Raw genomic sequence first — 23,258 nt, forward strand, 5'->3', positions numbered from 1 at the left:
ACGCTTGCGCCGTACCACTGGATCAACGCAGCGCGGAGGAGCCGTTTCCGCCGTACCGCCGGAGCCTGGCGCCCGGTTGCAGCTGATCCCAAACTCCACCCATCGGAGAACGTTCCATGATAACCATCGATCGGGCCGACCTGGCTTTCCAGCTGCACGACGTCCTCAAGGTCGACAGGTTGGGCGCGGTGCCGCGTTTTTCCGACTATGACCGCGCGGCCGTCGATGGGGTGCTGGACACCGCCGAACGGATCGCGATGGAGCATTTCCTGCCGCATGCGGCGCGTCTGGACGAGCATGAACCGCGCTTCGTCGACGGCAGGGTCGAGATGGACGCGGCCGTGGCCGGCGCGCTCGCCGTCTACCGCGACGCGGGCTTCTTCGGCGGCGCATTCGACTCCGAATGGGGCGGCTCGCAGATGCCGGAGACGCTGCGCGTCGCCGCCGCCTTCGTCTTTTCGATGGCCAACATCTCGACGTCGGCCTATCCCTTCCTGACCGTCGGGGCTGCCCGCCTGATCGAATCCTTCGGATCGGCCGAGCAGAAGGAGCGCTATCTGCGCCCGATGGTCGCGGGCCGGTTCTTCGGCACGATGTGCCTGTCGGAACCGCAGGCCGGCTCGTCTCTCGCCGACATCACCACCCGGGCGGATCCGCAGGAGGACGGCTCGTTCCGGCTGACCGGCAGGAAGATGTGGATCTCGGGCGGCGACCAGGAGATCTCGGAGACCATCGTCCACCTGGTTCTTGCCCGCATTCCAGGCGGCCCGGCAGGCGTGAAGGGCATTTCGCTCTTCATCGTGCCGAAGCACCTGGTGAACGCCGACGGTTCGCTGGGCGAGCGCAACGGCGTCACGCTTGCCGGGCTGAACCACAAGATGGGCTACCGCGGCACCACCAACACGCTGCTCAACTTCGGCGAAGAGAGGCCCTGCGTCGGCCATCTTCTCGGCGAGCCGCATCACGGCCTCGCTTACATGTTCCAGATGATGAACGAGGCGCGCATCGGCGTCGGCATGGGGGCGACGGCTCTGGCGTCTGCCGGCTACCGCGCCTCGCTCGCCTATGCGCGCGAGCGGCCGCAGGGCCGGCCGGCCGGTGCCAAGGACCCCGCCGCGCCCCAGGTTCCGATCATCGAGCACGCCGACATCCGCCGCCTGCTCCTCGCACAGAAGGCTGCGGTCGAGGGGGCCCTCGGACTCTGCCTCTATTGCGCCGATCTCGTCGACCGTACCCATGGCGAGCGCGAGGAGGCGCTGGCCAGGGAGGAGGCACTCCTGCTCGACCTGCTGACGCCGATCGCCAAGTCCTGGCCGTCGGAGTTCTGTCTCGAAGCCAACAAGCACGCCATCCAGATCCTCGGCGGATATGGCTACACGCGCGACTATCCGGTCGAGCGACTCTACCGCGACAACCGGCTGAACCCCATTCACGAGGGCACGCACGGCATCCAGGGACTGGATCTCCTCGGCCGCAAGGTCGGCATGGGCGGCGGGGCGAGCGTCAAGGCGCTGGCCGGACGCGTCATGGCGGACGTCTCGGCCGCGCACCAGGTGGCGTCGCTGGAGGCCTTCGCGGAAATGCTGGCGACGGAACTGGCCGAAACGGTCGCCACCACCCGCAAGCTCGCGGTGGCGACGGCCGACGATCCGAAACGGGCTCTCGCCAACGCCACCATCTACCTCGACATGTTCGGCCACGTCGTGATCGCCTGGATGTGGCTGCGCCAGGCAACGGCGGCCGCGCGCCTTCTGGCGGGCGGATCGGGCGACGCCGGCTTTCTCAACGGCAAGCTCGCCGCCTGCCGCTACTTCTTCACCTACGAATTGCCGAAGGCCCGGACGCAGCGCGCGCTGCTGGAATCGCTGGACGACACCACGCTCGCCATGCAGCCGGAATGGTTCTGACGCCCATGCGGTCCGCGGCTGCGCCTATCCGTCCCGAGACTGCGAAGCTGAGACCGCACCCGCGACGGCCACGGCGAGCCAGCCGAGGATCATGAGCGACCCGCCGAGCGGCGCTGCCATGGGAAACAGGCGAATCCCCGCGAAGTCGCGCATCAGGAGGTCGCCGCAGAACAGCGCCAGCCCGACGACGACGACTGTTGCGGCGATGCGCAGGGGCTGGCGTGATCGCATGAGGCCGACCGCCAGGAAGGCACCGGCATGCATCAGAAGGAAGGAGGCGGCGGTGGCGGTGTTGCTCCCGCCGGCATGGGCCGCAGCCGCGGACAACGCCACACCGGCCGCGCCGCTTGATCCGCCGGCCACCGTCAGAAGTCTTGCGAGTGCCATCGTCGATCCCCGTTCACCGAAGGCTGAACCGGCAGCCTGAGTGCATCGCGTTTACGCTTCCGCCGGTTCGTGGCATAAGCGGCGGATTGCCGCCCCCGCCCCGTTCGAGCCGAAGAGCCGCCACGATGAGCGATGCCGTCACCACGCCGCGAACGGTCGTCAAGCCGAAGACGGAGCGGCCGCGCCTGCACAAGGTCATCCTGTTCAACGACGACTTCACGCCGCGTGACTTCGTCGTCAGCGTGCTGAAAGCCGAGTTCCGGCTGAACGCCGAGCAGGCGCGGCGCGTGATGATCACCGCCCACCAGCGCGGCGCCTGCGTGGTCGCCGTCTTCACCAAGGACGTCGCAGAGACCAAGGCCACCCGTGCGACGGACGCGGGGCGGAAGATGGGATTTCCGCTCCTCTTCGGCACCGAACCGGAGGAATGACGGGCTCGGCTTCGATCCGGCAACGCCAAAGCGCGTCGCAATCTTTCAGAGTCGCTCCGCACGTCTTCGGCCTGTGTTTTCGCGCATGTCTCTGGCTCGAGACCGGGTCCCACGTCCGGGAGACACGCTTTGGCGCAGCCTCGGCCGCCGACGTCGCGGCCGCCGGCGGCCAGTCATGCGGACAGCCGCGAAAAGGAAGAAGCCCGGCCTGTCTCCAGACCGGGCTTCGGAACGGGTACGGAGAAGCCGCCCTCAGGCAGCCACTTCCTGCTCGGTGTCGTCGCCCTCGTTGTCGGCCTTCACGCCGCGCCGCGGACCCTTGTTCAGGTTGGTCTCGATCAGACGCACCGCCTCGGTGTCGGACATGCGGTTGACCGCCGCGATCTCGCGCGCCATCCGGTCGAGCGCGGCTTCGTAGAGCTGGCGCTCGGAATAGGACTGCTCGGGCTGGTTGTCGGCGCGATAGAGGTCGCGAACGACTTCGGAGATCGAGATCAGGTCGCCGGAATTGATCTTGGCATCATACTCCTGCGCACGGCGCGACCACATGGTGCGCTTCACGCGCGCCCGGCCCTGGACGACCTTCAGCGCCCGGTCGACGTAGTCCGTCTCGGACAGCTTGCGCATGCCGATCGACGCCGCCTTGGCGACCGGAACCTTCAGCCGCATCTTGTCCTTCTGGAAATCGATCACGAACAGTTCCAGCTTGTGGCCGGCGACTTCCTGCTCCTCGATCGCCACGATCTGGCCGACGCCGTGCGCCGGATAGACGATGAACTCCGCGGTCTTGAAGCCGTTGCGCGCTGCTGTCTTCTTCTGCTGGGTTGCCATACGCCCTGAACTCCTTAGTTTCGGCAGCGACTCTCTTGGGCCGCGCTCATGCTGCGGCCGAATGCCGCGAGGATGCCAACCACGCACGCGAACGCACAATCTCCGGTCGAGCTGCAGACGACGCAGGCACAGGCCTTCCAGCCTGAGCCAAGTCACCTTGGACCGGAAACTGATCGCACCTTTCGAGATTTAGGGCGTATGCGCCGCAAACGGACGTTGTCTCACCTGCATGATGTTTTTATGTAACATAAATATGCGAAAGAATCAACAACTTGCTGCACAAGCGAACGGCAGCGCCGCTCCCGCGGCTTGCGCTGCGGAGCCGAAACCCGACTGACGCTGCGTCAGGTCGGAGCGATCAGTCGCCCGTTCCGGGTTCCGCGGAGAAGAATTTCTCGAACTTGCCTTCGACACCGTCGAAGTCCTTCGCGTCCGCCGGCGGCTCCTTCTTGGCCGTGATGTTGGGCCACTTCTCGGCGAAGTCGGCATTGACCTTCAGCCACTTGTCCAGCCCCGGCTCCGTGTCCGGCCGGATCGCGTCCGCGGGGCATTCCGGCTCGCATACGCCGCAGTCGATGCACTCGTCCGGATGGATGACGAGCATGTTCTCGCCTTCGTAGAAGCAGTCGACCGGACACACCTCGATGCAGTCCATGTACTTGCACTTGATGCAGTTGTCGGTGACGACATAGGTCATTCAGGCGGCTCCGGCAGCGTCTTCCAGCGTCCAACGCGGTTGAGGTAGCCCCGTTGCGACAACGGCGCAAGGGGCCGTTTGGCGCGCGGGCGCGGCTTCGCGGAAAGATTTACCCGAGGTCGCGCGCTACTCGCCGCGCCAGCGGTCGATGAGCCGCCGTTCCTTCTTGGTCGGCCGTCCGGCCCCCGGCTCCCGTTCCGCGGCCGGCGCGGGTGCGATGGGCGCAGCCGCGCCGTCCGCCTTCGGCGTCAGGTCCTCGTAGAGGCCGCGAGCTTCCTCCGCCGGGCCGCGCCGCATCCCCGTGTCGAGCACCCGCCAGACAAGGATGCGTCGGTCGAGCGTGATCGTCAGACCGTCTCCCGCCTTCACGGAATGAGCCGGCTGGTCGACCTTCTCGCGGTTGACGCGGACGGCGCCCGCGTGGATCAGCCGCGCAGCCAGCGAACGCGACTTCACTGCCCGCGCGTAGAACAGCCACTTGTCGAGCCGCTGGCGTTCCGGTCCCGCCATCCCGCCTACTTCTTGAGCTGATCCCGCAGGGCTGCGAGCTTGGCGAAGGGCGAATCCGGGTCGAACTTGGCGGGCCGTTCCTCGCGCGGCGCCTGCTGGAAGGACGGGCGGCGATCGCCGCGATCCCCCTTCCCGCCACGGTCGCGCTCCGGCTTCCCGCCCGGCCCGCCCCGGTCGGGCCGATCCCCGCGCGGACGATCGCCCTTGTCTCTGAAGCGGTTCTCGAACCGGCCCTTGCCGCCTTCGCCCTGGCGCCCGCCCGGCCTTTCGGCCTGCCCCTCTCGCGGCTGCCTCTCGCCCGGCTGCCTGTCGCGCTGCGGCTGGCCCTCGCGCGGCTGCTGGTCCCGGGCCTGGCCTTCGCGCGGCTGGCCACGACGGCCGCGCCCGCGATTGTCCTGCCGCTGACGATCGCCGAAACGGCCCGGTCGCCAGAGCATGATCGGCTTCTCGGCCTCTGTCGGCTCCGCTGCAGCAGCCGGCCGGACGGCGCTCTGCGCAGCGGCCTCTGCGGGTGCGGCGTGTTCCGGCGCGGCGGAGGAGTCCAGGGCCGCCTCGCCCAGCGACTGCGGGCCTTCCGCGTCCGCACCGAGCGCCGCGGCGGCGGCCTCGGCAAGCGGTTCGACCGCTGCGGCGACCGGATCGGCAGCGGGCGCTGCCGCATCCGCCCCGGACGCGACGGGGGCGGTCTCCCCGGCGTCGCTCGTCTCCGCATCGACTGCAGCAGCCACCGGTGTTTCTGCTTCTTCGACCGCGATGTCGGCCGCCACGTCCCCGAGCGACTGCGGCGCGCCGTCCGAACCCTCGCCGAGCGCGGCGGCGGCGGTCTCGGCAGCCGGCGAAGCGGCGGCCTCGGCGGCCGCCTTGCGGCGCGCGGCCTCGGCAGCGGCCGCCGCACGCGCGGCCTGATCCAGGCTCTCCAGCCTGGACTTGACCTCGCCTGCCGGCTTGGCCTCGCCGCGGTAGCCGAGCCCCTTCAGGATCTCTTCCATGTCGTCGGCATTGGCGCCGAGGATCGACATCATCGCCGGGGTGACCAGGAAGGCGGCGCCGTCGAAACCGCCTTCGGGCCTTGCGCCGGTTCCCGGGCGCCACGAAAGGGCCGGGCGGATCAGATCCGCCAGCCGCTCGAGGATGTCGACGCGCACCGCGCGGCGGCCGAGCAGCCGGAAGCCCGCGAGACGGTAGAACTCCTTCTCGTAGGTGGGATCGACGACCAGCGACGTGCGTCCCGTCGCCAGCGCATTGACGACGTCGCCGAAGCCCGGCTTGTCCTTGCCGTCGTTGGCGAGCGCCCAGAGCAGCGTCAGCAGGCCGGCCGGACCGGGCTTCAGCAGCGCGGGCAGGAACACGTGATAGGCGCCGAAACGCACGCCGAGCCGGCGCAGCGCCGCACGCGCCTCCTGATCGAGCGACTTCACGTCCTCCGCGATGTCGCGCCGGTTGAGGATGCCGAGATTTTCCAGGAGCCGGAACGCCACGCCCCGTGCCATGCCCGACAGCTGCTCGGCGTTCTTCAGGTCCGCGAGCGGCTTCAGGAGGCTCTCGACCTGATAGGCGACGTAGCGGTCGATGCGGGCGGCCACGCGATCGCGCGCCGGCCCCGTCAGCTGCTCGTCGGCCAGCAGGATGGCGCGCGGCTTCAGCGTGTCCTCGCCGGACACCAGGGTGGCCACGGGTGCGCCGATCCAGCGCAGGACCCCGTCCGACCCGAGCGCCAGATCGCCATTGGCGGAAGCGGCGAAACGCTCGGCGCGGCTTTCGAATTCCGTCGCCAGCGCCTTCTGCGCCGCCGCCTTGACGGCCTTGGCATCCTCGCCGCCGGCAGACTGGTCTGCCGTGAAGCGGAAGCCTTGCAGCTCCCCGACGTGGTGACCTTCGACGAGCACCTCGCCGGCGGGGTTTATTTCTGCCTCAAGCATCGTGTTTTCTCTCAGGCGCCTCATGAGCACGGATGTCCTGCGGTCAACGAAGCGTTTCGTCAACCGTTCATGCAGGGCATCCGAAAGTCTGTCCTCGATCTCGCGTGTTTTTTCCTGCCAGTGTGCCGGATCGGCAAGCCAGCCGGGCCTGTGCGAGACGAAAGTCCAGGTCCGGATCTGGGCGATGCGCTGCGACAGCGTGTCGATGTCGCCCTCCGTGGAATCGGCCCGGCGCACCTGCTCAGCCATGTAGACTTCGTCGACATGGCCGCGTTGCGCGAGGTCGGTGAAGATCGACGCGATCAGGTCGGCGTGCTGCGCCGGCGCGATCCGCCGGTAGTCGGGCAGCGCGCAGGCGTCCCACAGGAGCGACACCCGCTGCGGCCGGTCCGCGAGCCTGCGGATGTCGTCGTCGCGGCAGACGTGGTCCAGCGCCTGGGCGTCGACCGCAGGCAGCGCCTTGGTCAGGCCTTCGACCGGCGCGGGCGTCTCGATCGATCGCTTCAGTGCGTCGAGGCTCGAATAGTCGAACTGCGCCGTGCGCCATTGCAGCACCCGCACCGGCTCGAAATCGTGGCTCTCGATCTTCTCGACGAGTTCGTCGTCCAGCGGGTCGACCTGACCCGTCACTCCGAACGTCCCGTCACGCAGGTGACGTCCCGCGCGTCCGGCGATCTGTCCGAGTTCGGCCGCCGTCAGGTCGCGGTACTGGAAGCCGTCGAATTTGCGGTTCTGCGCGAAGGCGACGTGATCGACGTCGAGGTTCAGGCCCATGCCGATGGCATCCGTCGCCACCAGGAAATCGACGTCTCCCGACTGGTAGATCTCCACCTGCGCATTGCGTGTGCGCGGCGACAGGGCGCCCAGCACCACCGCCGCGCCGCCGCGCTGGCGACGGATGAGTTCGGCGATGCCGTAGACCTCGTCGGCCGAGAAGGCGACGATGGCGGAGCGGCGCGGCAGCCGGGTGATCTTCTTCGAGCCGGCATAGGCCAGATGCGACATGCGCGGCCGCGTGACGACGGAGATGCCCTTGAGCAGCTTCTCCAGGATGCCGCGCATGCTGGCCGCCCCGAGCAGCAGCGTCTCGTCGCGGCCGCGCAGATGCAGGATCCGGTCGGTGAAGATGTGGCCCCGCTCGAGATCGTTGGCGATCTGGACCTCGTCGATGGCCACGAAGGAGGCACTCGTCTCGCGGGGCATCGCCTCGACGGTGCAGACGGAATAGCGCGCCCCGGGCGGCTGGATCTTCTCCTCGCCCGTGATCAGCGAGACGTTTCCGACACCCACCTTCTCTGCGACGCGCCCGTAGACCTCGCGGGCAAGGAGCCTCAGCGGAAGCCCGATGATCCCCGAGGGGTGCGCCACCATGCGCTCGATCGCCAGATGGGTCTTGCCGGTGTTCGTGGGACCGAGAACGGCGGTCACATCCCGGCCCGACAGGATCAACGGCGATGACTTGGAGGGGTGCACGTTCATGAACTGGAGATGCGGCCCTTCGTGCCTTAGCCCCTACACTGCGCCCCCGCAGGAGTCCGGTCCGGCACGACCGGTACCACACGCCGCCGAGACATAGGGACTCCGGCCCGCGATGACAATCGCAAAACGGAGGCCGCGGCCAGATTCGCTGCAACTGGAACGAGTCTCGAACGAAAGGGAGACGAATCGCTGACTATGGGTGATTCATGCTTTGTTCGACGCATCATCTGGTTGGTCGTGTCGCCCGCGCCTACCATATCGTGAATCATTTGAATCACTTGTGCCTGCCGCGGCGATGGCCGCCGGCACCGCTCCGAAATCGCGTCAAGCAAAAACAGCGGCGGCCGGTCGCTCGCGCGAACCGGCCGCCGCAAATCCCTTCGCCTGCGTCAGATGAAGTACTGGCCGCCGTTGGCGGTGATCGTGGAGCCGGTGATGAAGCCGGCGTCGTCCGAGACGAGGAAGACGACGCAGCGCGCGATCTCGGCAGCCTCGCCCAGCCGGCCGACGGGGATCTGCGCGATGATGCTCTCGCGCACCTTTTCGGGCACCGCCATCACCATGTCCGTCCCGATGTAACCGGGGCAGACCGCGTTGACGGTGATGCCGACCCGCGCGCCTTCCTGGGCCAGCGCCTTGGTGAAGCCGAGGTCGCCCGCCTTGGCGGCCGAGTAGTTCGCCTGCGCGAACTGCCCCTTCTGGCCGTTGATCGAGGAGATCGTGACGATGCGGCCGAATTTGCGTTCGCGCATGCCGTTCCACAGCGGATGCGTCATGTTGAAGACGCCGTCGAGATTGGTCCGCATGACGTCGGTCCACTGCTCGCGCGTCATGCGGTGGAAAGGCGCGTCGCGGGTGATGCCGGCATTGTTCACCAGCACGTCCACCGGGCCGAGATCGGCCTCCACGGCAGCGATGCCGGCCGCGCAGGCGTCGTAATCGGCCACCGACCATTTGTAGGTCTTGATGCCGGTCTCGGCGGTGAACCTGGCCGCCGCTTCGTCATTGCCGGCATAATTGGCTGCGACCCTGTAACCCGCATCCTTCAGCGCCATCGAGATGGCCGCGCCGATGCCGCGCGATCCGCCGGTGACGAGTGCTGTCCTTGGCATTCCGTGTCTCCTCCTCGGTTAGGGCAATCGGCAGTCGGCAGTCGGCACCTGGACTTCCTGCCCCTTTTCCGACTGCCGACTGCCGAAACCCGACTGCCTTAATTCATCGCTTCCACGCACATCGCGACGCCCATGCCGCCGCCGATGCAGAGCGTGGCCAGGCCCTTCCTCGCGCCGCGGCGCTTCATCTCGTGCACCAGCGTGTTGAAGATGCGCGCACCAGAGGCGCCGATCGGATGGCCGATGGCGATGGCGCCGCCGTTGACGTTGACGATCTCCGGGTTCCAGCCCATGCCCTTGTTGACCGCGCAGGCCTGCGCCGCAAAGGCCTCGTTCGCCTCGACGAGATCGAGATCGGCGGCCGACCAGCCGGCCTTCTCCAGGGCCTTCTTCGACGCGGGGATCGGGCCGGTGCCCATGATCGACGGGTCGACGCCCGCCGTCGCCCAGGAGACGATGCGGGCGAGCGGGACGATGCCGCGGCGCACCGCCTCCGCCTCGCTCATCAGCAGCACGGCGGCCGCGCCGTCGTTGATACCGGACGCGTTGGCGGCGGTCACGGTGCCGTCCTTGTCGAAGGCGGGCTTCAGCTTCTGCATGGCGTCGAGGGTCGCGCCGTGGCGGATGTACTCGTCCTGGTCGACGATCGTGTCGCCCTTGCGGCCCTTGATGGTGACCGGCACGATCTCGTCCTTGAAGCGCCCGGCCTTCTGGGCGGCCTCGGCCTTGTTCTGCGAGGCGAGGGCGAATTCGTCCTGCGCGTCGCGGGTGATCTGGAACTGCCTGGCGACGTTCTCGGCCGTGTTGCCCATGTGGTAGCCGTTGAAGGCGTCCCAGAGCCCGTCCCTGATCATGGTGTCGACCATCTTGTAGTCGCCCATCTTCACGCCGGCCCTCAGATGCGCGCAGTGCGGCGACAGCGACATCGACTCCTGCCCGCCGGCCACGATGATGCCCGCGTCGCCGGTGGCGATCTGCTGCATGCCGATGGCGATGGTGCGCAGTCCCGAGCCGCAGACCTGGTTGAGGCCCCAGGCGGTGGTCTCCTTCGGCAGACCGGCGGCGATCGACGCCTGCCGCGCCGGGTTCTGGCCCTGGCCCGCCGTCAGCACCTGGCCGAGGATCACTTCGTCCACCTCTGCGGCGTCGACCCCGGCGCGCTGCAGCACCTCCCGGATGACGATGGCGCCGAGGTCGTGCGCGGTCGTGTTGGCAAAGGCCCCGTTGAAGGAGCCGACGGCGGTGCGCGCCGCGCTGGCGACGACGATCGACGGTGTGGCGGACATGGAGAACTCCCTGGGTGGATGGGGCGATGGCCGCTCGAACCGTGGCCCGAACGGCACGTATAGTCCCGACTTTTCTTGCCCGTTCGTTGATCCGAGTCAAACCGGAAATCGACGCGCCGCCCTTTGCCACCCGCCCGGCGGCCGAATTCCTCGCCCTGCCGCGACGATACCGTCCACCCCCCGGGCGCGCCGGTTCCTGCACTGCACAATTCGCTTTCATTTGGCCGGCTTTTGCGCATATCCTGCCCCACAGACAGGGTGTGACGGTCTTCCGGCGCTTCACACCGATAAGAACTGGGAGAGTCGCGTGGCATCCAAGGACGATCCGGTGGTCATCAAGAAATATGCCAACCGACGCCTCTACAACACCGGCACATCGACTTACGTGACGCTCGAGGATCTCGCCGAGATGGTGAAGAAGGGCGAGAACTTCACCGTTCAGGACGCGAAGTCCGGCGACGACATCACCCACCCGGTCCTGACGCAGATCATCTTCGAGCTTGAGAACAAGGAGGGGCAGAACATGCTGCCCGTCTCCTTCCTGCGCCAGCTCATCTCCTTCTACGGCGACCAGATGCAGATGGTGGTGCCGAGCTTTCTCGAACAGTCCATGATCGCCTTCGCCAGGGAGCAGGAGCGCTTCCGCGAGCAGATGAAGTCCGCCCTCCCCCGGACTCCGATGGACATGATGAACGTCGCGACGCCGATGAAGGCGCTGGAAGAACAGGCCCGCCGCAACGTCGAGCTGTTCCAGAACGCGATGCGCATGTTCACGCCCTTCCCGCCGCAGGGCGGCGCGGGCTCTCCCGCCCCCGAAGAACCGGCCAGAGGGCCGGCCGGCCAGAGCGGCGAGGAACTGCGCGAACTGAAGGAACAGATCGCCGCGATGCAGCGCAAGATCGACCGGCTGGGCTGAGAGGATGTGAGGGAATGCCCGTTCCCGCTCAGCTTGAGCCAAAAATCTCCAGGATTTCAGCGGGCATTCTTTCGCACCCTCGATCGGTTCACCCACTCTGAGCGCTTCTTCCCGCTCTGCCGGCCGAACCGTCCCTACCAGCCCGCCGCGCAGCCGTCCTTGCGCGGATCCGAGCCGCCGACCAGGAAACCGTTCGCGTCATCGATGGCGATGATCTGGCTGCCGCCGAGCGGTGCGGATGCGGCACGGACGGCGTGTCCCCTGGCTTCCAGTCCCGCGCGGACCGCTTTTGCGACACCCGTCTCCACCTCCAGCGCTTCGCCGTCGTCGCTCCAGAAGAGCCGCGGGTAATCGATCGCCGCCTGCGGGTCCATGCCGTGGTCGAGCATGTTGGAAAGGACGAGCGCGTGGCCCATCGGCTGGTAGGCCCCGCCCATCACGCCGAAGGCGATCGACGGGCGCCCGTCGCTGGTCGCCAGGCCCGGAATGATCGTGTGCATCGGCCGCTTGGACGGCCCGATCTCGTTGGGGTGCCCCGCCTCCAGAGAGAAGCAGGCTCCCCTGTTCTGCAGCGCGATCCCGGATTCCGGCGTCACGATGCGTGACCCGAACCCGGAATAGATGGAATTGATGAAGGAGACGGCGCGGCGGTCGCGGTCGACCACGGTGAGATAGACCGTGTCGGCCTGCGGCAGCGGCGGCAGCGAGAGATCGGGATTGCGCCGCTGCGGGTCGAACCCCTTCGCAAGCGCCCGCGTGAAGTCCCCTGCCAGGATCTGCCCGGTCGAACCGGACATGGCGGAGGGGTCGGCGACCTCGCGGTCGCGCACGGCATAGGCCAGCCGCGCCGCCTCGATCATCAGGTGATGCCGCTCCGCGCTGCCTGGCGCGAGCCGGTCGGCGCCGAGTTCGGTCATCAGGTTCAGGATGATCAGCGCGGTGATCCCCTGCCCGCTCGGCGGGATCTCGTGGACGGTGTGGCCGTGATAGTCGGTCGTGATCGTGCCGACCCAGTCGGCGGTGACGGCCCCCAGGTCGGCCTCGTCGAGAAAACCGCCCTTCGCCCGCACCGTCGCGGCGATCTCGGCCGCGATCGGCCCCTCGTAGAATGCCCGCGACCCCTCCGTCGCGATCCGCCGCAGCGTCGCGGCGAGCGCCGGCAGCTTCAACCGCGTGAACGCCTCGGGGGCCCGGCCATCGACGAGATAGTGCCTGCGCCCGCCCTCGTCCGCGGCGAGGTCCGCGACGTGGTGCGGCCAGTCGCGGGCGACGCGCGGGTGGATGGCGAAGCCCTCCTGCGCATAGCGGATCGCATCGGAGAAGAGCCCGTCGAAGCTGCGCGTGCCGAAGCGCTGCGCCAGAACTTCCCAGGCCTTCACGGCCGCCGGCACGGTGACTGCGTGCGCGCCGTAGGCCGGCACCTTCGGGAAGCCGCGCTCGCGGTACCAGGCCGCCTGCGCGCCCGCCGCCGACCGCCCGGACCCGTTCAGCCCGTGCACGGTGCCGTCCGGCTCGGCCAGGATGACGAAGCAGTCGCCGCCGATGCCGGTCATGTGCGGCTCGACCACCGCGAGCACCGCGCTGGCCGCGATGGCGGCGTCGACCGCGTTGCCGCCGTCGCGCAGCATCGACAATGCGGTCGCGGTGGCGAGCGGATGCGACGTCGCTGCCATGCCGTTCTCGGCGATGACCGGCGACCGGCCCGGCAGGTCGAAGTTTCGCACGGGAGGCCTCTGTCCGTCCGGGATCGTCAATTGAAGCTCACGTCTCGCCCGGCCGACCGGATCGAGACGGAGAAGCCCGCGATCAGGTCGATGAAGGCGATGACCATGAGGATGAAGAACACCGAGTGCGCCGCCTGATCGACGAGGAGGAACTCCACCAGATAGGCGACGAACACGAAGGTGGACAGCAGGTGATCGACCACGGAAGCATTCGACGTGCGCGTCGACTTCATGATCTCGAAGAAGAGCAGGAAGAGCGCGACGACGATCAACAGGTCGCCGAGCGTCATCGCGAAAGCACCGCCCGACATCATCGGGATGGAAAAGAGCACCTGCTCCCACGGACCTGTTTCCCCGCCCCCCAGCAGACCGGTGAGGCCGAGGTTGAACAGGATGAAGGGGATGATGAGCAGCGGGACGATCGCCATGGCACGGCTTCCGGTTGATGCGGTGGCGCAAACTGTCGCGGTGGCGCGACCACGTCAAGCCGGCTCGATCGTTCGGAGCGTCGTTCTGCAAAGTAAAAGACCGGCACGAGGCCGGTCGGTCTACGTCGGCTGAGGTAGAGGATCAGCCTTCCTTGGGCTCCAGAACCTGGCGGCCGCGATACATGCCCGTCTTCAGGTCGATGTGGTGCGGACGGCGCAGTTCACCGGAATTCTTGTCCTCGACATAGGTCGGGGCCTTGAGCGCGTCCGCCGCGCGACGCATGCCGCGCTTCGACGGCGAGGTTTTCCTTTTCGGGACAGCCATGGTACCTGCTCCATCATCGGTCAAAGACCCGTCGCGCCCTCGGAGAAGGGCCGAGGCGACAGGCCGTCTTGTGAAAGTCGCGTGCCTATACACGCTCGTGCGCCGCTTGGCCAGCCGCAGGCATCGATTTTTTTCCGCCATCCTGGTGCCTGCGGCGGCTCACCCCACGCAGGCGACGTGACTTCCGGCCTGCCGCGCCCGCCTCTCGATGATGTCGGCGAGGCGTCTCAATCCGGCTGAAGGCTTGGCCGGATCGCGCTCGTGGGGATTGGGAAGCGTGACCGCCAGCAGGGCCGCCTGTCGTCGCGACAGATCGGCAGCCGACACGCCGAAATGATACAGCGACGCCGCCTCCGCCCCATAGATGCCGGGAGCCCACTCGACGATGTTGAGGTAGATTTCCATCGTCCGCCGCTTCGGGACCACGAAATCGAAACCCAGCGCCAGCGGAACCTCCAGTGCCTTGCGCACGAAGGAGCGGCCCTGCCAGAGATAGAGGTTCTTGACCGTCTGCATGGAGATGGTGGAGGCGCCACGCGTCGGTTCACCCGCCAGCGCGTCGTCGATGACCGACGACAGCGCGCTCCAGTCGATCCCGCCGTGCGCGCAGAACTGCCCGTCTTCCGACATGATGACGGAATGGACGAGCAGCGGCTCGATCTCTTCGATATCCACCCAGTGCCGCTCGAAGGCGCGCATCGTCACGAAGTCGCGAACCATCAGGGTCGAGACGGGGTGCACGAAGGGCAGCAGGCCGATCAGCGTCAGCACGACGGGCGCAAGGACGAGCATGACGAGAACGAGCCCGCCGCGCCGCAGCCATCTGGCGGCACGGCCGCGCGCCCGGCCCGGCTTCCGGCGCATGCTGCGGCCCTTCGCGGCCATGGAACTGTCGTCTTGCGTGTTCAAATCCAGCCTGACCGGGTCGTTCCAAGGCTGAATAGAGCCTGCGGGCTGGTCATGCAACGGCGCATCTCGGCGCGGGCGCCGGCACGCTTGACCGGCGACCAATTTGCAGCCATCGCTCGCACCATGCAAGCCGACGCCCTCGCCCTCTTCGAAGCCGCGCGCATGAGCCACGCCGACGCCGTGGAGCGGCGCCTGCGCTCGCTGCTCGATGGCCGGCCCCGCGATGGCGAGGTTGCGCGGCCGGAACGACTGATGCAGGCGATGCGCCATGGCGTGCTGAACGGCGGCAAGCGCCTGCGGCCGTTCCTGGTCATGGAAAGTGCCGCGCTCTTCGGTGTCGAAGGCGAGGCGCCGCTCCGCGTCGCCGCCGCACTCGAATGCGTCCACTGCTACTCGCTCATCCACGACGATCTGCCGGCGATGGACGACGACGATCTCCGCCGCGGCCAGCCGACGGTGCACAGGGCCTTCGACGAGGCGACGGCGATCCTGGCCGGCGACAGCCTGCTCACCTATGCCTTCGACATCGTTGCGAGCGAGGAGACGGAATTGCCGGCCGCCGCCCGCGTGGCGCTGGTGGCTGCGCTCGCCCGCGCGTCGGGCCTCGGCGGCATGGCGGGGGGACAGATGCTCGACCTCGCGGCGGAACGCGACGCGCCCGACGAGGCCGGCATCCTGATGCTGCAGGCCATGAAGACCGGCGCGCTGATCCGCTTCGCCTGCGAGGCCGGCGCCATCGTCGGCGGCGCGGATCCGGCCGAGCGGGCGCGACTGGCCGAGTTCGGATCGGCCGTCGGGCTTGCCTTCCAGCTCGCCGACGACCTGCTCGACCTGACCTCCGACGCCGCGACGCTGGGAAAGGCGACCGGCAAGGATGCAGCCGCGGGAAAGGCGACGCTGCCCGGCCTGCACGGGGTCGACTGGACCCGCCGGCAGCTCGACGGGCTCGTGGCGCAGGCCGAGGAACTGCTCGAGCCGTTCGGCGAAACGGCCTCGATGCTGCGGGCGGCGGCGCACTTCATCGCCCGGCGCGATCACTGACCGCCGGACCGGCCGCGATCTACCGGTTGCGCAGCACGATGCAGGAGCCGCCGGCCGCTCGCAACTCCCGGCAGATCCTGTCGGCGCTCGCCCGGTCGTCCACGCCGATCCGGACGGCATGGATGCCTCGCCGCCCGAGCGGTGAGCGAACGCGGCTCACCACCGGCTCGTGCTCCGCGAGCAGGCCGGGAAACCGGCCCTTCACCCGCTGGTACTGCCGGATCGCCACGTCGCGCCGGAAATGGCCGGCGAGCTGGACGCCCCAGGGCTTCAGCTGGACGCTCGACATCGGCACCGTCGCGGTGCGGGTGGCGGGCAGCGCCTCGCAGGCCTCCTGGAAATCCTTGCCTTCGGCGAGCGGCGGAACGTCCCCCGGGCCCGCCTGGCCGATGAAGCTGTCGGCCGGGGCCCCGAGGATGTCGAGCACGTAGTTCTCCGTCTCGAGCGGCAGGAACCCGCCGGACGAGAGCCAGCGCGAGACGCGGCTCTCGCCGGCATTGTAGGCCGCCGCCGCGAGCCCGAGGTTGCCGAAGCCCTCGGCCAGTTCCGCGAGATAGGCCGCGGAAGCGGGAATGGCCTTCGCGACGTCGAAGCTGTCGTCGAGCCCGCGCATGGCCGCAGTGCCGGGCATGAACTGGGCGATCCCTTCCGCGCCGGCCGGACTGACGGCGTTCGGGTCGAACCGGCTCTCCTTCCAGATCAGACGCGCGAAGAAGTCGCGCGACAGGCCGTTGCGATCGGCGTGGGCGCCGATCAGCGCGCAGATCCGGGCCACTGTCACGGGCCTTGCCTGCGGCGGCGGTGGCGGGACCGCCTGTGCGGCGGTCGCGAGGCCGAGGAGACAGACTGGAAGAAGCCGCGAGAGGCTTCTCCGGACGCCCATCGGCTATTCCGCCGCCGCGGTCCGGCCCGCGCCGAAGCGCCGCTCGATGTAGTCGGCCACCATCTTCTGGAAGTCTTCGGCGATGGCGGGTCCGCGCAGCGTCGCCGCCTTCCTTCCGTCGATGAAGACGGGCGCCGTCGGCGTCTCGCCGGTGCCGGGCAGCGAGATGCCGATGTCGGCATGCTTGGATTCGCCGGGTCCGTTGACGATGCAGCCCATCACCGCGACCTTCAGCATCTCGACGCCGGGATAGCGTGTCTTCCAGACGGGCATGTTGCGGCGCAGGTCCGCCTGGATGGTCTCGGCGAGTTCCTGAAAGACGGTCGAGGTCGTGCGCCCGCAGCCCGGGCAGGCCGCGACGATCGGGACGAACTGGCGGAAGCCCATGGTCTGCAGCAGTTCCTGCGCCACCTGGACTTCCCGCGTGCGGTCGCCGCCCGGCTCGGGCGTCAGCGAGATGCGGATCGTGTCGCCGATGCCCTGCTGCAGCAGGATTCCCATCGCCGCCGAGGACGCGACGATTCCCTTGGTGCCCATGCCGGCCTCGGTGAGGCCGAGATGCAGCGCATGGTTGGAACGCCGCGCGAGATCGCTGTAGACCGCGATCAGGTCCTGCACCTGGCTGACCTTGGCCGAAAGGATGATCTTCTCGCGCGGAAGCCCGATCTCTTCGGCAAGTTCGGCCGAAAGCAGCGCCGACTGCACGATCGCCTCGCGCATCACGGCGTCGGCGGTCAGCGGGAAGCCTTTCGCCTGGTTGTCGTCCATCAGGCGCGTCAGCAGCTCCTGGTCGAGCGAGCCCCAGTTGACGCCGATGCGCACCGGCTTGTCGTGCCGGATCGCCGTCTCGATGATCGCGGCGAACTGCCTGTCCTTCTTGTCCTTGAAACCGACGTTCCCCGGATTGATCCGGTACTTCGCCAGCGCTTCCGCACAGGCCGGATGGTCGGCCAGGAGCTTGTGGCCGATATAGTGGAAGTCGCCGATCAGCGGCACGAAGATGCCGAGGCGCTCCAGCCGCTCGCGGATCCGGGGCACGGCTGCGGCCGATTCGTCGCGGTCGACCGTGATGCGGACGAGTTCGGAACCGGCGCGATGGAGTGCTGCAACCTGCGCGACGGTGGAATCGACGTCGGCGGTGTCGGTATTGGTCATCGACTGCACGACGATCGCGGCACCGCCGCCCACCGTCACGCCGCCGACGTCGACGCCGACGGCTGCACGGCGCGGCGCGGGACCTGCACGATCCGTCTCCTGGGTGGGTCTGGCAGCCGTCAGGGAGGCGGCGGGCATGGGGGCGGCGATCGTCATGGGCGGTCTCCTCGACCAGAAGGGACAGCCATCAGGTGGCGGAGCCCCCTCGCCATGTCAAGCGCGCACCCCGCTTCAGCCCGTCGCTCAGGCCTGTCGACCGCAGCCCGCCGCGTGGACGCGTTCGAACAGGATCGCCCGTTCCTCCGCGGTCAGGAGTTCGGTGTCGAACAGCTTCAAGCATTGCAGCCCTTCCATCGCCATGAAGACGAGGAGGATGTCGCCGAGATCTCCGCCTTCGGCGCGCAGCCGCTTGAGCAGGTTGCCGCGGAAGCGATTGATCGGCTCGAGAAAGCCGGGGTCCTCGGCAATCGCGGAAAACAGCCAGGCCGCCGGGGGACGTTCTTCCGCCGAGCTTCTCTCCATGACCCGCAGGTAGGACGGCAACAGCGGTTCGCCGCGCGAGGAAGCCTCGTCGAGTGCCGCCTCCATCTCGCTCAGGTGTTTCTCGACCAACCCCTGCAGGAGCTTCGCCTTGCTCGGAAAATTGTAGAGCAGCCCGCCCTTCGAGACTCCCGCACGTTGAGCGACGGCGTCGAGCGACAGGTGTCCGGGACCCGCGTTTCGAGCCACTTCCGCAGCGGCCTCAAGGATTCGTTCACGTGAATTTGCCTTCTGGGAACTCAAGACGATCCTCCCGGCCTCCTCCGGCGATTGACATTACCGTCCAGACGGTACAGTAGTCATCCACTGTTAGATGACAGGTTAACTCCCGACAAGCAATACCTTCGTCGGTCGACACGCCCGGAGCCCCTCGTGATCAAGCGTTTCCTCATCGCCATCGTACTGCTCGCCATCGTGGTGGGCGGGGTCGTCGGCTTCAATCTCTTCCGGGACAACGCGATCAACCAGTTCTTCGCCAACATGCCGGTGGCGCCGTCACCGGTCTCCACCGTCGAGGTGGCACCGATCACGTGGACGCCGGGCATCCAGGCGATCGGAACGGTCGGCGCCTCGCGCGGCGTCGACCTGACGGTCGAGACCACCGGCATCGCGAAGGCGATCCGCTTCGAGGCCAACCAGCGTGTCGAGGAAGGCGAACTGCTCGTCCAGCTCGACGACACGCAGCAGCAGGCCGAACTCCAGGCGCAGCGCGCCCAGGCCGCTCTCGACGTTCAGAACCTGACCCGCGCTCAGGAACTGCAGAAGCGCGGGGTCGGCTCCGAGACGACCGTGGAACAGGCCCAGGCGTCGGCGACGGCCTCTGCCGCGCAGGTGGAGAAGCTGGAAGCCGTGCTCGAACAGAAGCGGCTGGTCGCACCCTTCGCCGGAACGCTCGGCATTCCCCGGATCGACGTCGGACAGTACCTGGCGCCTGGCACCACCGTGGCCACGTTGCAGAACCTCGACGTCCTGCGCGCCGACTTTTCCATCCCCGAACAGAGCCTGGCGCTGGTCGGCATCGGCCAGCCGGTCCGCTTCGGCGTCACCGACGTCGACATGCCCTTCACCGGGGAGATCGTCGGCATCGAGCCGAAAGTCGACCCCGCCACCCGCCTCGTCCTGATCCGGGCGGAAATCTCCAATCCCGAAGGGAAACTCTCTCCCGGACAGTTCATCCAGGTGCGCATCCAGCTGCCGGAGGAGAGCGACGTCATCGCTGTCCCGCAGACCGCGATCGTGACCAGCCTCTACGGCGACTATGCCTACGTGGTCCGTCCGGCCGAGGGTGAGGGCGCCGAGGGTCTCGTCGCCCGGCAGGTCTTCGTCAAGACGGGCAGGCGGTCCGACGACCGCGTCGAGATCACCAGCGGACTTGACGCAGGCGACGTCGTCGTCACTGCCGGTCAGAACCGGCTCAGCAACGGAGCGCCGGTCGTCGTCGACAACACCGTCCAGCCGCAGGCGGTGGCCGCGGGAGCGGCGGTGTCGAAATGAGCTTCTCCAACATCTTCATCCGCCGGCCCGTCCTGTCGACGGTCCTCGCCTTCCTGATCCTGCTCCTCGGTCTCCAGGGCATCACCGGCCTGTCGGTCCGCCAGTATCCGAAGGTCGAGGAGACGGTCATCACCGTCACCACGACCTATCCGGGCGCCAGTGCGGATCTGATCCAGGGCTTCATCACAGCCCCGATCGCCGCATCGGTCTCGACGACCGAAAACATCGACTACGTCACGTCGCAGAGCAGGCCGTCCGCCTCGGTCGTCACCGTCCAGATGCAGCTCGGCGCCGACCCCGACGCCGCGCTGACGGAAGTGATCGCCAAGGTCAACCAGGTGCGCGGACAGCTGCCCTCCGATGCCGACGATCCCGTCATCGTCAAGGGTACGGGTCAGCAGTTCGCCATCATGTATCTGGCGTTGCAGAACCCCAACATGACGGCCGAGCAGCTGACCGAATACATCAAGCGCGTCATCCGTCCCCGCATGTCCACCATCGAAGGCGTCGCCGAGGTGCAGGTGCTCGGCGCGAAGGAATACTCGATGCGGGTCTGGGTCGATCCCGTGAAGCTCGCTTCGCGCGGGCTGACGGCGTCCGAGGTGCTGGCCGCCATCCGCGCTTCGAATTTCCTCTCGGCCCCGGGCAAGACCAAGAACACCTTCGTGGCCAATTCGATCACCGTGAGGTCCACGCTTCAGGACCCCGCCGCCTTCAGCCGGTTGCCGCTCAAGTCGGACGAGGATGGCATCGTGCGCCTCGCCGACGTTGCATCCGTCGAGCTGGCGGCGGAGAGCGAAGACACGGTCGTCCGTTTCAACGGCCAGGAAGGCACCTTCGTCGGCATCTTCCCGACTCCGTCCGCCAATCCCCTCGACACCTCCGCGGGCGTCATCGCCGAGCTTCCGGACATTCGCGCCAGCCTGCCCGACGGGATGTCCATCGAGCTGGTCTACGACTCGACCGAAACCATCAGCGCCTCGATCGAGGAGGTCTTCAAGACCATCGCGGAGGCGGTGGCGATCGTCATCGTCGTCATCCTGCTCTTCCTCGGCTCGTTCCGCTCGGTGCTCATGCCGGTCGTGACGATCCCGCTGTCGCTCATCGGCGTCTGCTTCCTCCTCTACATGATGGGCTACTCCATCAATCTGCTCTCCCTTCTGGCGATGGTGCTTGCGATCGGCCTCGTGGTGGACGACGCGATCGTGGTGGTCGAGAACATCCACCGTCACATCGAGGAAGGCCTGTCGCCGCTCCAGGCGGCCTACAAGGGCATGGCGGAGATCACCTCCTCGGTCGTCGCCATGACGATCACGCTCGCCGCCGTCTTCGCGCCGCTGATGTTCATCGGCGGCCTCACGGGCTCGCTGTTCCGCGAATTCGCCTTCACGCTCGCCGGAGCGGTGATCATCTCGGGTGTCGTCGCCCTCACGATCACGCCTATGATGTCGGCCCGCATTCTCAAGGCCGGCAACCACAGCCGCTTTCAGAAGGCGATCGACCGCTTCTTCGATCGTTTCGCCAATGGCTACGAGCGATGGGTAGCCGGCTCGCTCAAGTACCGGCCGGTCACGCTGCTGGTGGTCGTGTCGCTGGTCGCCGTCTCGGGCTTCATGTTCCTGAAGACCACGACGGAACTGGCACCCGAGGAAGACTCCGGTGCCCTGTTCGCGCTCGTCACCGCACCGCGCTACGCCACGACGGAGTACACGCAGCTCTACATCGACCAGATCCGCGGGCTCACCAGCGACATTCCGGAGGTGGCCGCGAACTTCTCCATCGCCGGAGCCGGCGGGCAGACGAACTCGGCCTTCGCCGTATGGGCACTGAAGGACTGGTCCGAACGGGAGAGATCGCAGAAGGAGGTTCAGACCGACCTCCAGGCGCGGCTGTCCAAGGTCGCCGGCGTCCAGGCCCTGGTGTTCGCCCCGCCGTCATTGCCGGGAACCGGCGGCGGTCTGCCGATCTCGATCGTCATCCGCTCGACCGGCGACGCCTCGCGCGTGTACGAAGTCGCCGAGCAGATCCGCCTCGAGGCGCAGAAGTCCGGACGCTTCATCGTCGTCCAGAACTCGCTCGCCTTCGACGCGCCGCAGGTCACGGTCACCATCGACCGCGACCGCGCCGCGGCGCTCTCCCTGCCGATCAGCGACATCGGCACGACGCTGGCGCTGCTCGTCGGCGGCGGCTCCGTCGCCCAGTTCGACCGGGACTCCAACAGCTACGACATCATCATGCAGGTGCCGGAAGCGTTCCGGAACAATCCCGAGCGTCTGGGCGAGTTTTTCATCCGCTCGGTCTCGGGCGAGATGGTGCCGCTGTCGGCCGTTGTCTCGGTCTCGACCAACGCCTCGCCGGCCTCGATCGAGCAGTTCAACCAGCTCAACGCCGCGACCATCTCCGCCCTGCCGCTGCCGACCGTCTCCAGCGGCGACGGCCTCGCCACCATCGAGAACATCGCCCGGCCGCTGCTGCCGGACGGCTTCTTCATCGACTATTCGGGTCAGTCCCGACTGGAGAGCCAGCAGGGCAACACGATCGCCATCGCCTTCGCCCTCGCCGTCGTGGTCATCTATCTGGTGCTCGCGGCGCAGTTCGAAAGCTTCCGCGACCCGCTGATCATCCTGATGTCGGTGCCGCTCTCGATCTTCGGCGCCATCCTGCCGCTCAATCTGGGCATCGGAACGCTGAACATCTACACCCAGGTTGGACTGATCACGCTGGTCGGCCTCATCACCAAACACGGCATCCTGCTGGTCGAGTTCGCCAACCAGCAGCGCCACGCGCACGGCTATGACCGGCATGCAGCCATCATCGCCTCGGCCAAGGTACGCCTGCGCCCGATCCTGATGACCACCGCGGCCATGGCGCTGGGCGTGGTCCCGCTCATCCTCGCCTCGGGCGCCGGTGCCGCGGCGCGCTCCGCCATGGGCATCGTCATCTTCGCCGGCCTGATGGTCGGCACCATGTTCACGCTGTTCGTGGTGCCGATGTTCTACACTTTCCTCGCCGCCCGCGATCTGCCCGCGGAGCCGGAAAGCCCGAATTTCGGAAAGGCGGCGGCGCCCGCGGAATAGAAGCGGACCGCTTCGCCCATCCTCCTGAAACCGCCTTCGGGGCGGTTTTTCTTTGATCTCCAGTCGAAGTCAGGGAGGAGGGCATCGCCTCGGCAGCCGTCGCCACCCTGTTTTCCTCGGGGACACCTCGCTCCGGCAGACGCCCTTCCCGGCTGAGGTTGCGGAAATCGTGATGATGGCCTTCGCGGTCGGCCGGGAGAACACGAG

At 67.7% G+C, this 23,258-nt stretch carries 20 protein-coding genes; 6 read left to right on the forward strand and 14 right to left on the reverse strand.

Annotation, left to right across the window (positions count from 1 at the left end; all coding sequences use genetic code 11):
- The first annotated feature begins 116 nt into the window (after window positions 1-116).
- The gene (locus IAI54_RS18360) at window positions 117-1,907 is read left to right on the forward strand and encodes an acyl-CoA dehydrogenase (protein WP_187968561.1); all 1,791 of its coding nucleotides are present in this window, start codon (window positions 117-119) and stop codon (window positions 1,905-1,907) included.
- A gap of 24 nt (window positions 1,908-1,931) precedes the next feature.
- Here the strand turns inward: IAI54_RS18360 and IAI54_RS18365 are convergent, their stop codons facing one another.
- Window positions 1,932-2,294 carry a DUF423 domain-containing protein gene (locus tag IAI54_RS18365; protein WP_187968562.1) on the reverse strand — a complete coding sequence of 121 codons (363 nt, stop codon included), beginning with the start codon at window positions 2,292-2,294 and terminating at the stop codon, window positions 1,932-1,934.
- Window positions 2,295-2,419: 125 nt separating this feature from the next.
- On the opposite strand from IAI54_RS18365, the gene clpS reads away from it, so the two are divergent.
- A complete protein-coding gene (gene clpS / locus IAI54_RS18370) occupies window positions 2,420-2,725 on the forward strand; it encodes an ATP-dependent Clp protease adapter ClpS (protein WP_187968563.1) in 306 nt (101 codons plus the stop codon).
- A 252-nt stretch (window positions 2,726-2,977) separates the two neighbouring features.
- On the opposite strand, the gene IAI54_RS18375 is transcribed toward clpS, so the two are convergent.
- The 6 genes from IAI54_RS18375 to IAI54_RS18400 form a co-directional block, all read right to left on the reverse strand.
- Complete coding sequence (locus IAI54_RS18375; RefSeq protein WP_187968564.1) at window positions 2,978-3,556, reverse strand: CarD family transcriptional regulator; 579 nt, start codon at window positions 3,554-3,556, stop codon at window positions 2,978-2,980.
- A 358-nt stretch (window positions 3,557-3,914) separates the two neighbouring features.
- Window positions 3,915-4,253, reverse strand: coding sequence for a ferredoxin FdxA (gene fdxA / locus IAI54_RS18380; RefSeq protein WP_187968565.1), 339 nt, complete (start codon window positions 4,251-4,253; stop codon window positions 3,915-3,917).
- 126 nt (window positions 4,254-4,379) lie between these two features.
- Entirely contained in the window at window positions 4,380-4,763 is a 384-nt protein-coding gene (locus IAI54_RS18385) for an RNA-binding S4 domain-containing protein (RefSeq protein WP_187968566.1), read from the reverse strand.
- Between the two features lie 5 nt (window positions 4,764-4,768).
- Window positions 4,769-8,161, reverse strand: coding sequence for a helicase-related protein (locus IAI54_RS18390; RefSeq protein ID WP_187968567.1), 3,393 nt, complete (start codon window positions 8,159-8,161; stop codon window positions 4,769-4,771).
- 389 nt (window positions 8,162-8,550) lie between these two features.
- On the reverse strand, window positions 8,551-9,273 hold the full coding sequence (gene phbB, locus IAI54_RS18395; protein ID WP_187968568.1) for an acetoacetyl-CoA reductase: 723 nt from the start codon (window positions 9,271-9,273) through the stop codon (window positions 8,551-8,553).
- 98 nt (window positions 9,274-9,371) lie between these two features.
- Window positions 9,372-10,559 carry an acetyl-CoA C-acetyltransferase gene (locus tag IAI54_RS18400; RefSeq protein WP_187968569.1) on the reverse strand — a complete coding sequence of 396 codons (1,188 nt, stop codon included), beginning with the start codon at window positions 10,557-10,559 and terminating at the stop codon, window positions 9,372-9,374.
- A 307-nt stretch (window positions 10,560-10,866) separates the two neighbouring features.
- Here IAI54_RS18400 and phaR point away from each other — a divergent pair, with 307 nt between their 5' ends.
- Window positions 10,867-11,475 carry a polyhydroxyalkanoate synthesis repressor PhaR gene (gene phaR / locus IAI54_RS18405; protein ID WP_187968570.1) on the forward strand — a complete coding sequence of 203 codons (609 nt, stop codon included), beginning with the start codon at window positions 10,867-10,869 and terminating at the stop codon, window positions 11,473-11,475.
- Window positions 11,476-11,609: 134 nt separating this feature from the next.
- On the opposite strand, the gene IAI54_RS18410 is transcribed toward phaR, so the two are convergent.
- From IAI54_RS18410 to mtgA, 4 genes are all read right to left on the reverse strand, one after another.
- A complete protein-coding gene (locus IAI54_RS18410) occupies window positions 11,610-13,199 on the reverse strand; it encodes a gamma-glutamyltransferase family protein (RefSeq protein ID WP_338021470.1) in 1,590 nt (529 codons plus the stop codon).
- 26 nt (window positions 13,200-13,225) lie between these two features.
- Window positions 13,226-13,627, reverse strand: a complete 402-nt coding sequence (locus IAI54_RS18415) for a hypothetical protein (RefSeq protein ID WP_187968571.1) — start codon at window positions 13,625-13,627, stop codon at window positions 13,226-13,228.
- Between the two features lie 142 nt (window positions 13,628-13,769).
- A complete protein-coding gene (rpmF, locus tag IAI54_RS18420; protein WP_187968572.1) occupies window positions 13,770-13,952 on the reverse strand; it encodes a 50S ribosomal protein L32 in 183 nt (60 codons plus the stop codon).
- A gap of 159 nt (window positions 13,953-14,111) precedes the next feature.
- Window positions 14,112-14,816, reverse strand: a complete 705-nt coding sequence (gene mtgA, locus IAI54_RS18425; RefSeq protein WP_235679092.1) for a monofunctional biosynthetic peptidoglycan transglycosylase — start codon at window positions 14,814-14,816, stop codon at window positions 14,112-14,114.
- Between the two features lie 207 nt (window positions 14,817-15,023).
- Between mtgA and IAI54_RS18430 the strand changes: the two genes are divergently transcribed.
- Window positions 15,024-15,902 (forward strand): polyprenyl synthetase family protein, encoded by an 879-nt coding sequence (locus IAI54_RS18430; protein ID WP_187968574.1) that lies wholly within the window; start codon window positions 15,024-15,026, stop codon window positions 15,900-15,902.
- A gap of 19 nt (window positions 15,903-15,921) precedes the next feature.
- Here the strand turns inward: IAI54_RS18430 and IAI54_RS18435 are convergent, their stop codons facing one another.
- The 3 genes from IAI54_RS18435 to IAI54_RS18445 form a co-directional block, all read right to left on the reverse strand.
- Window positions 15,922-16,785 carry a lytic transglycosylase domain-containing protein gene (locus IAI54_RS18435; protein WP_187968575.1) on the reverse strand — a complete coding sequence of 288 codons (864 nt, stop codon included), beginning with the start codon at window positions 16,783-16,785 and terminating at the stop codon, window positions 15,922-15,924.
- 3 nt (window positions 16,786-16,788) lie between these two features.
- A complete protein-coding gene (ispG, locus tag IAI54_RS18440) occupies window positions 16,789-18,078 on the reverse strand; it encodes a flavodoxin-dependent (E)-4-hydroxy-3-methylbut-2-enyl-diphosphate synthase (RefSeq protein WP_187973232.1) in 1,290 nt (429 codons plus the stop codon).
- Between the two features lie 105 nt (window positions 18,079-18,183).
- Window positions 18,184-18,669, reverse strand: coding sequence for a TetR family transcriptional regulator (locus IAI54_RS18445; protein WP_235679093.1), 486 nt, complete (start codon window positions 18,667-18,669; stop codon window positions 18,184-18,186).
- Window positions 18,670-18,852: 183 nt separating this feature from the next.
- Here IAI54_RS18445 and IAI54_RS18450 point away from each other — a divergent pair, with 183 nt between their 5' ends.
- Both IAI54_RS18450 and IAI54_RS18455 read left to right on the forward strand, forming a co-directional pair.
- A complete protein-coding gene (locus tag IAI54_RS18450) occupies window positions 18,853-19,974 on the forward strand; it encodes an efflux RND transporter periplasmic adaptor subunit (protein ID WP_187968577.1) in 1,122 nt (373 codons plus the stop codon).
- Window positions 19,971-23,051, forward strand: a complete 3,081-nt coding sequence (locus IAI54_RS18455; RefSeq protein WP_187968578.1) for an efflux RND transporter permease subunit — start codon at window positions 19,971-19,973, stop codon at window positions 23,049-23,051. The genes IAI54_RS18450 and IAI54_RS18455 overlap by 4 nt, the downstream gene beginning before the upstream one ends.
- The last annotated feature ends 207 nt before the right edge of the window (window positions 23,052-23,258 follow it).

Origin of the sequence: Aquibium microcysteis (assembly GCF_014495845.1) — a bacterium.
GTDB classification, from domain to species: Bacteria; Pseudomonadota; Alphaproteobacteria; order Rhizobiales; family Rhizobiaceae; genus Aquibium; species Aquibium microcysteis.

Excerpts from the sequence above, each read along its gene's own strand:
- IAI54_RS18360 (WP_187968561.1), top strand. The coding sequence starts at position 117 with ATGATAACCATCGATCGGGCCGACCTGGCTTTCCAGCTGCACGACGTC.
- IAI54_RS18365 (WP_187968562.1), bottom strand. The coding sequence starts at position 2,294 with ATGGCACTCGCAAGACTTCTGACGGTGGCCGGCGGATCAAGCGGCGCG.
- clpS (WP_187968563.1), top strand. The coding sequence starts at position 2,420 with ATGAGCGATGCCGTCACCACGCCGCGAACGGTCGTCAAGCCGAAGACG.
- IAI54_RS18375 (WP_187968564.1), bottom strand. The coding sequence starts at position 3,556 with ATGGCAACCCAGCAGAAGAAGACAGCAGCGCGCAACGGCTTCAAGACC.
- fdxA (WP_187968565.1), bottom strand. The coding sequence starts at position 4,253 with ATGACCTATGTCGTCACCGACAACTGCATCAAGTGCAAGTACATGGAC.
- IAI54_RS18385 (WP_187968566.1), bottom strand. The coding sequence starts at position 4,763 with ATGGCGGGACCGGAACGCCAGCGGCTCGACAAGTGGCTGTTCTACGCG.
- IAI54_RS18390 (WP_187968567.1), bottom strand. The coding sequence starts at position 8,161 with ATGAACGTGCACCCCTCCAAGTCATCGCCGTTGATCCTGTCGGGCCGG.
- phbB (WP_187968568.1), bottom strand. The coding sequence starts at position 9,273 with ATGCCAAGGACAGCACTCGTCACCGGCGGATCGCGCGGCATCGGCGCG.
- IAI54_RS18400 (WP_187968569.1), bottom strand. The coding sequence starts at position 10,559 with ATGTCCGCCACACCGTCGATCGTCGTCGCCAGCGCGGCGCGCACCGCC.
- IAI54_RS18415 (WP_187968571.1), bottom strand. The coding sequence starts at position 13,627 with ATGGCGATCGTCCCGCTGCTCATCATCCCCTTCATCCTGTTCAACCTC.
- rpmF (WP_187968572.1), bottom strand. The coding sequence starts at position 13,952 with ATGGCTGTCCCGAAAAGGAAAACCTCGCCGTCGAAGCGCGGCATGCGT.
- mtgA (WP_235679092.1), bottom strand. The coding sequence starts at position 14,816 with ATGCGCCGGAAGCCGGGCCGGGCGCGCGGCCGTGCCGCCAGATGGCTG.
- IAI54_RS18430 (WP_187968574.1), top strand. The coding sequence starts at position 15,024 with ATGAGCCACGCCGACGCCGTGGAGCGGCGCCTGCGCTCGCTGCTCGAT.
- IAI54_RS18435 (WP_187968575.1), bottom strand. The coding sequence starts at position 16,785 with ATGGGCGTCCGGAGAAGCCTCTCGCGGCTTCTTCCAGTCTGTCTCCTC.
- ispG (WP_187973232.1), bottom strand. The coding sequence starts at position 18,078 with ATGCCCGCCGCCTCCCTGACGGCTGCCAGACCCACCCAGGAGACGGAT.
- IAI54_RS18455 (WP_187968578.1), top strand. The coding sequence starts at position 19,971 with ATGAGCTTCTCCAACATCTTCATCCGCCGGCCCGTCCTGTCGACGGTC.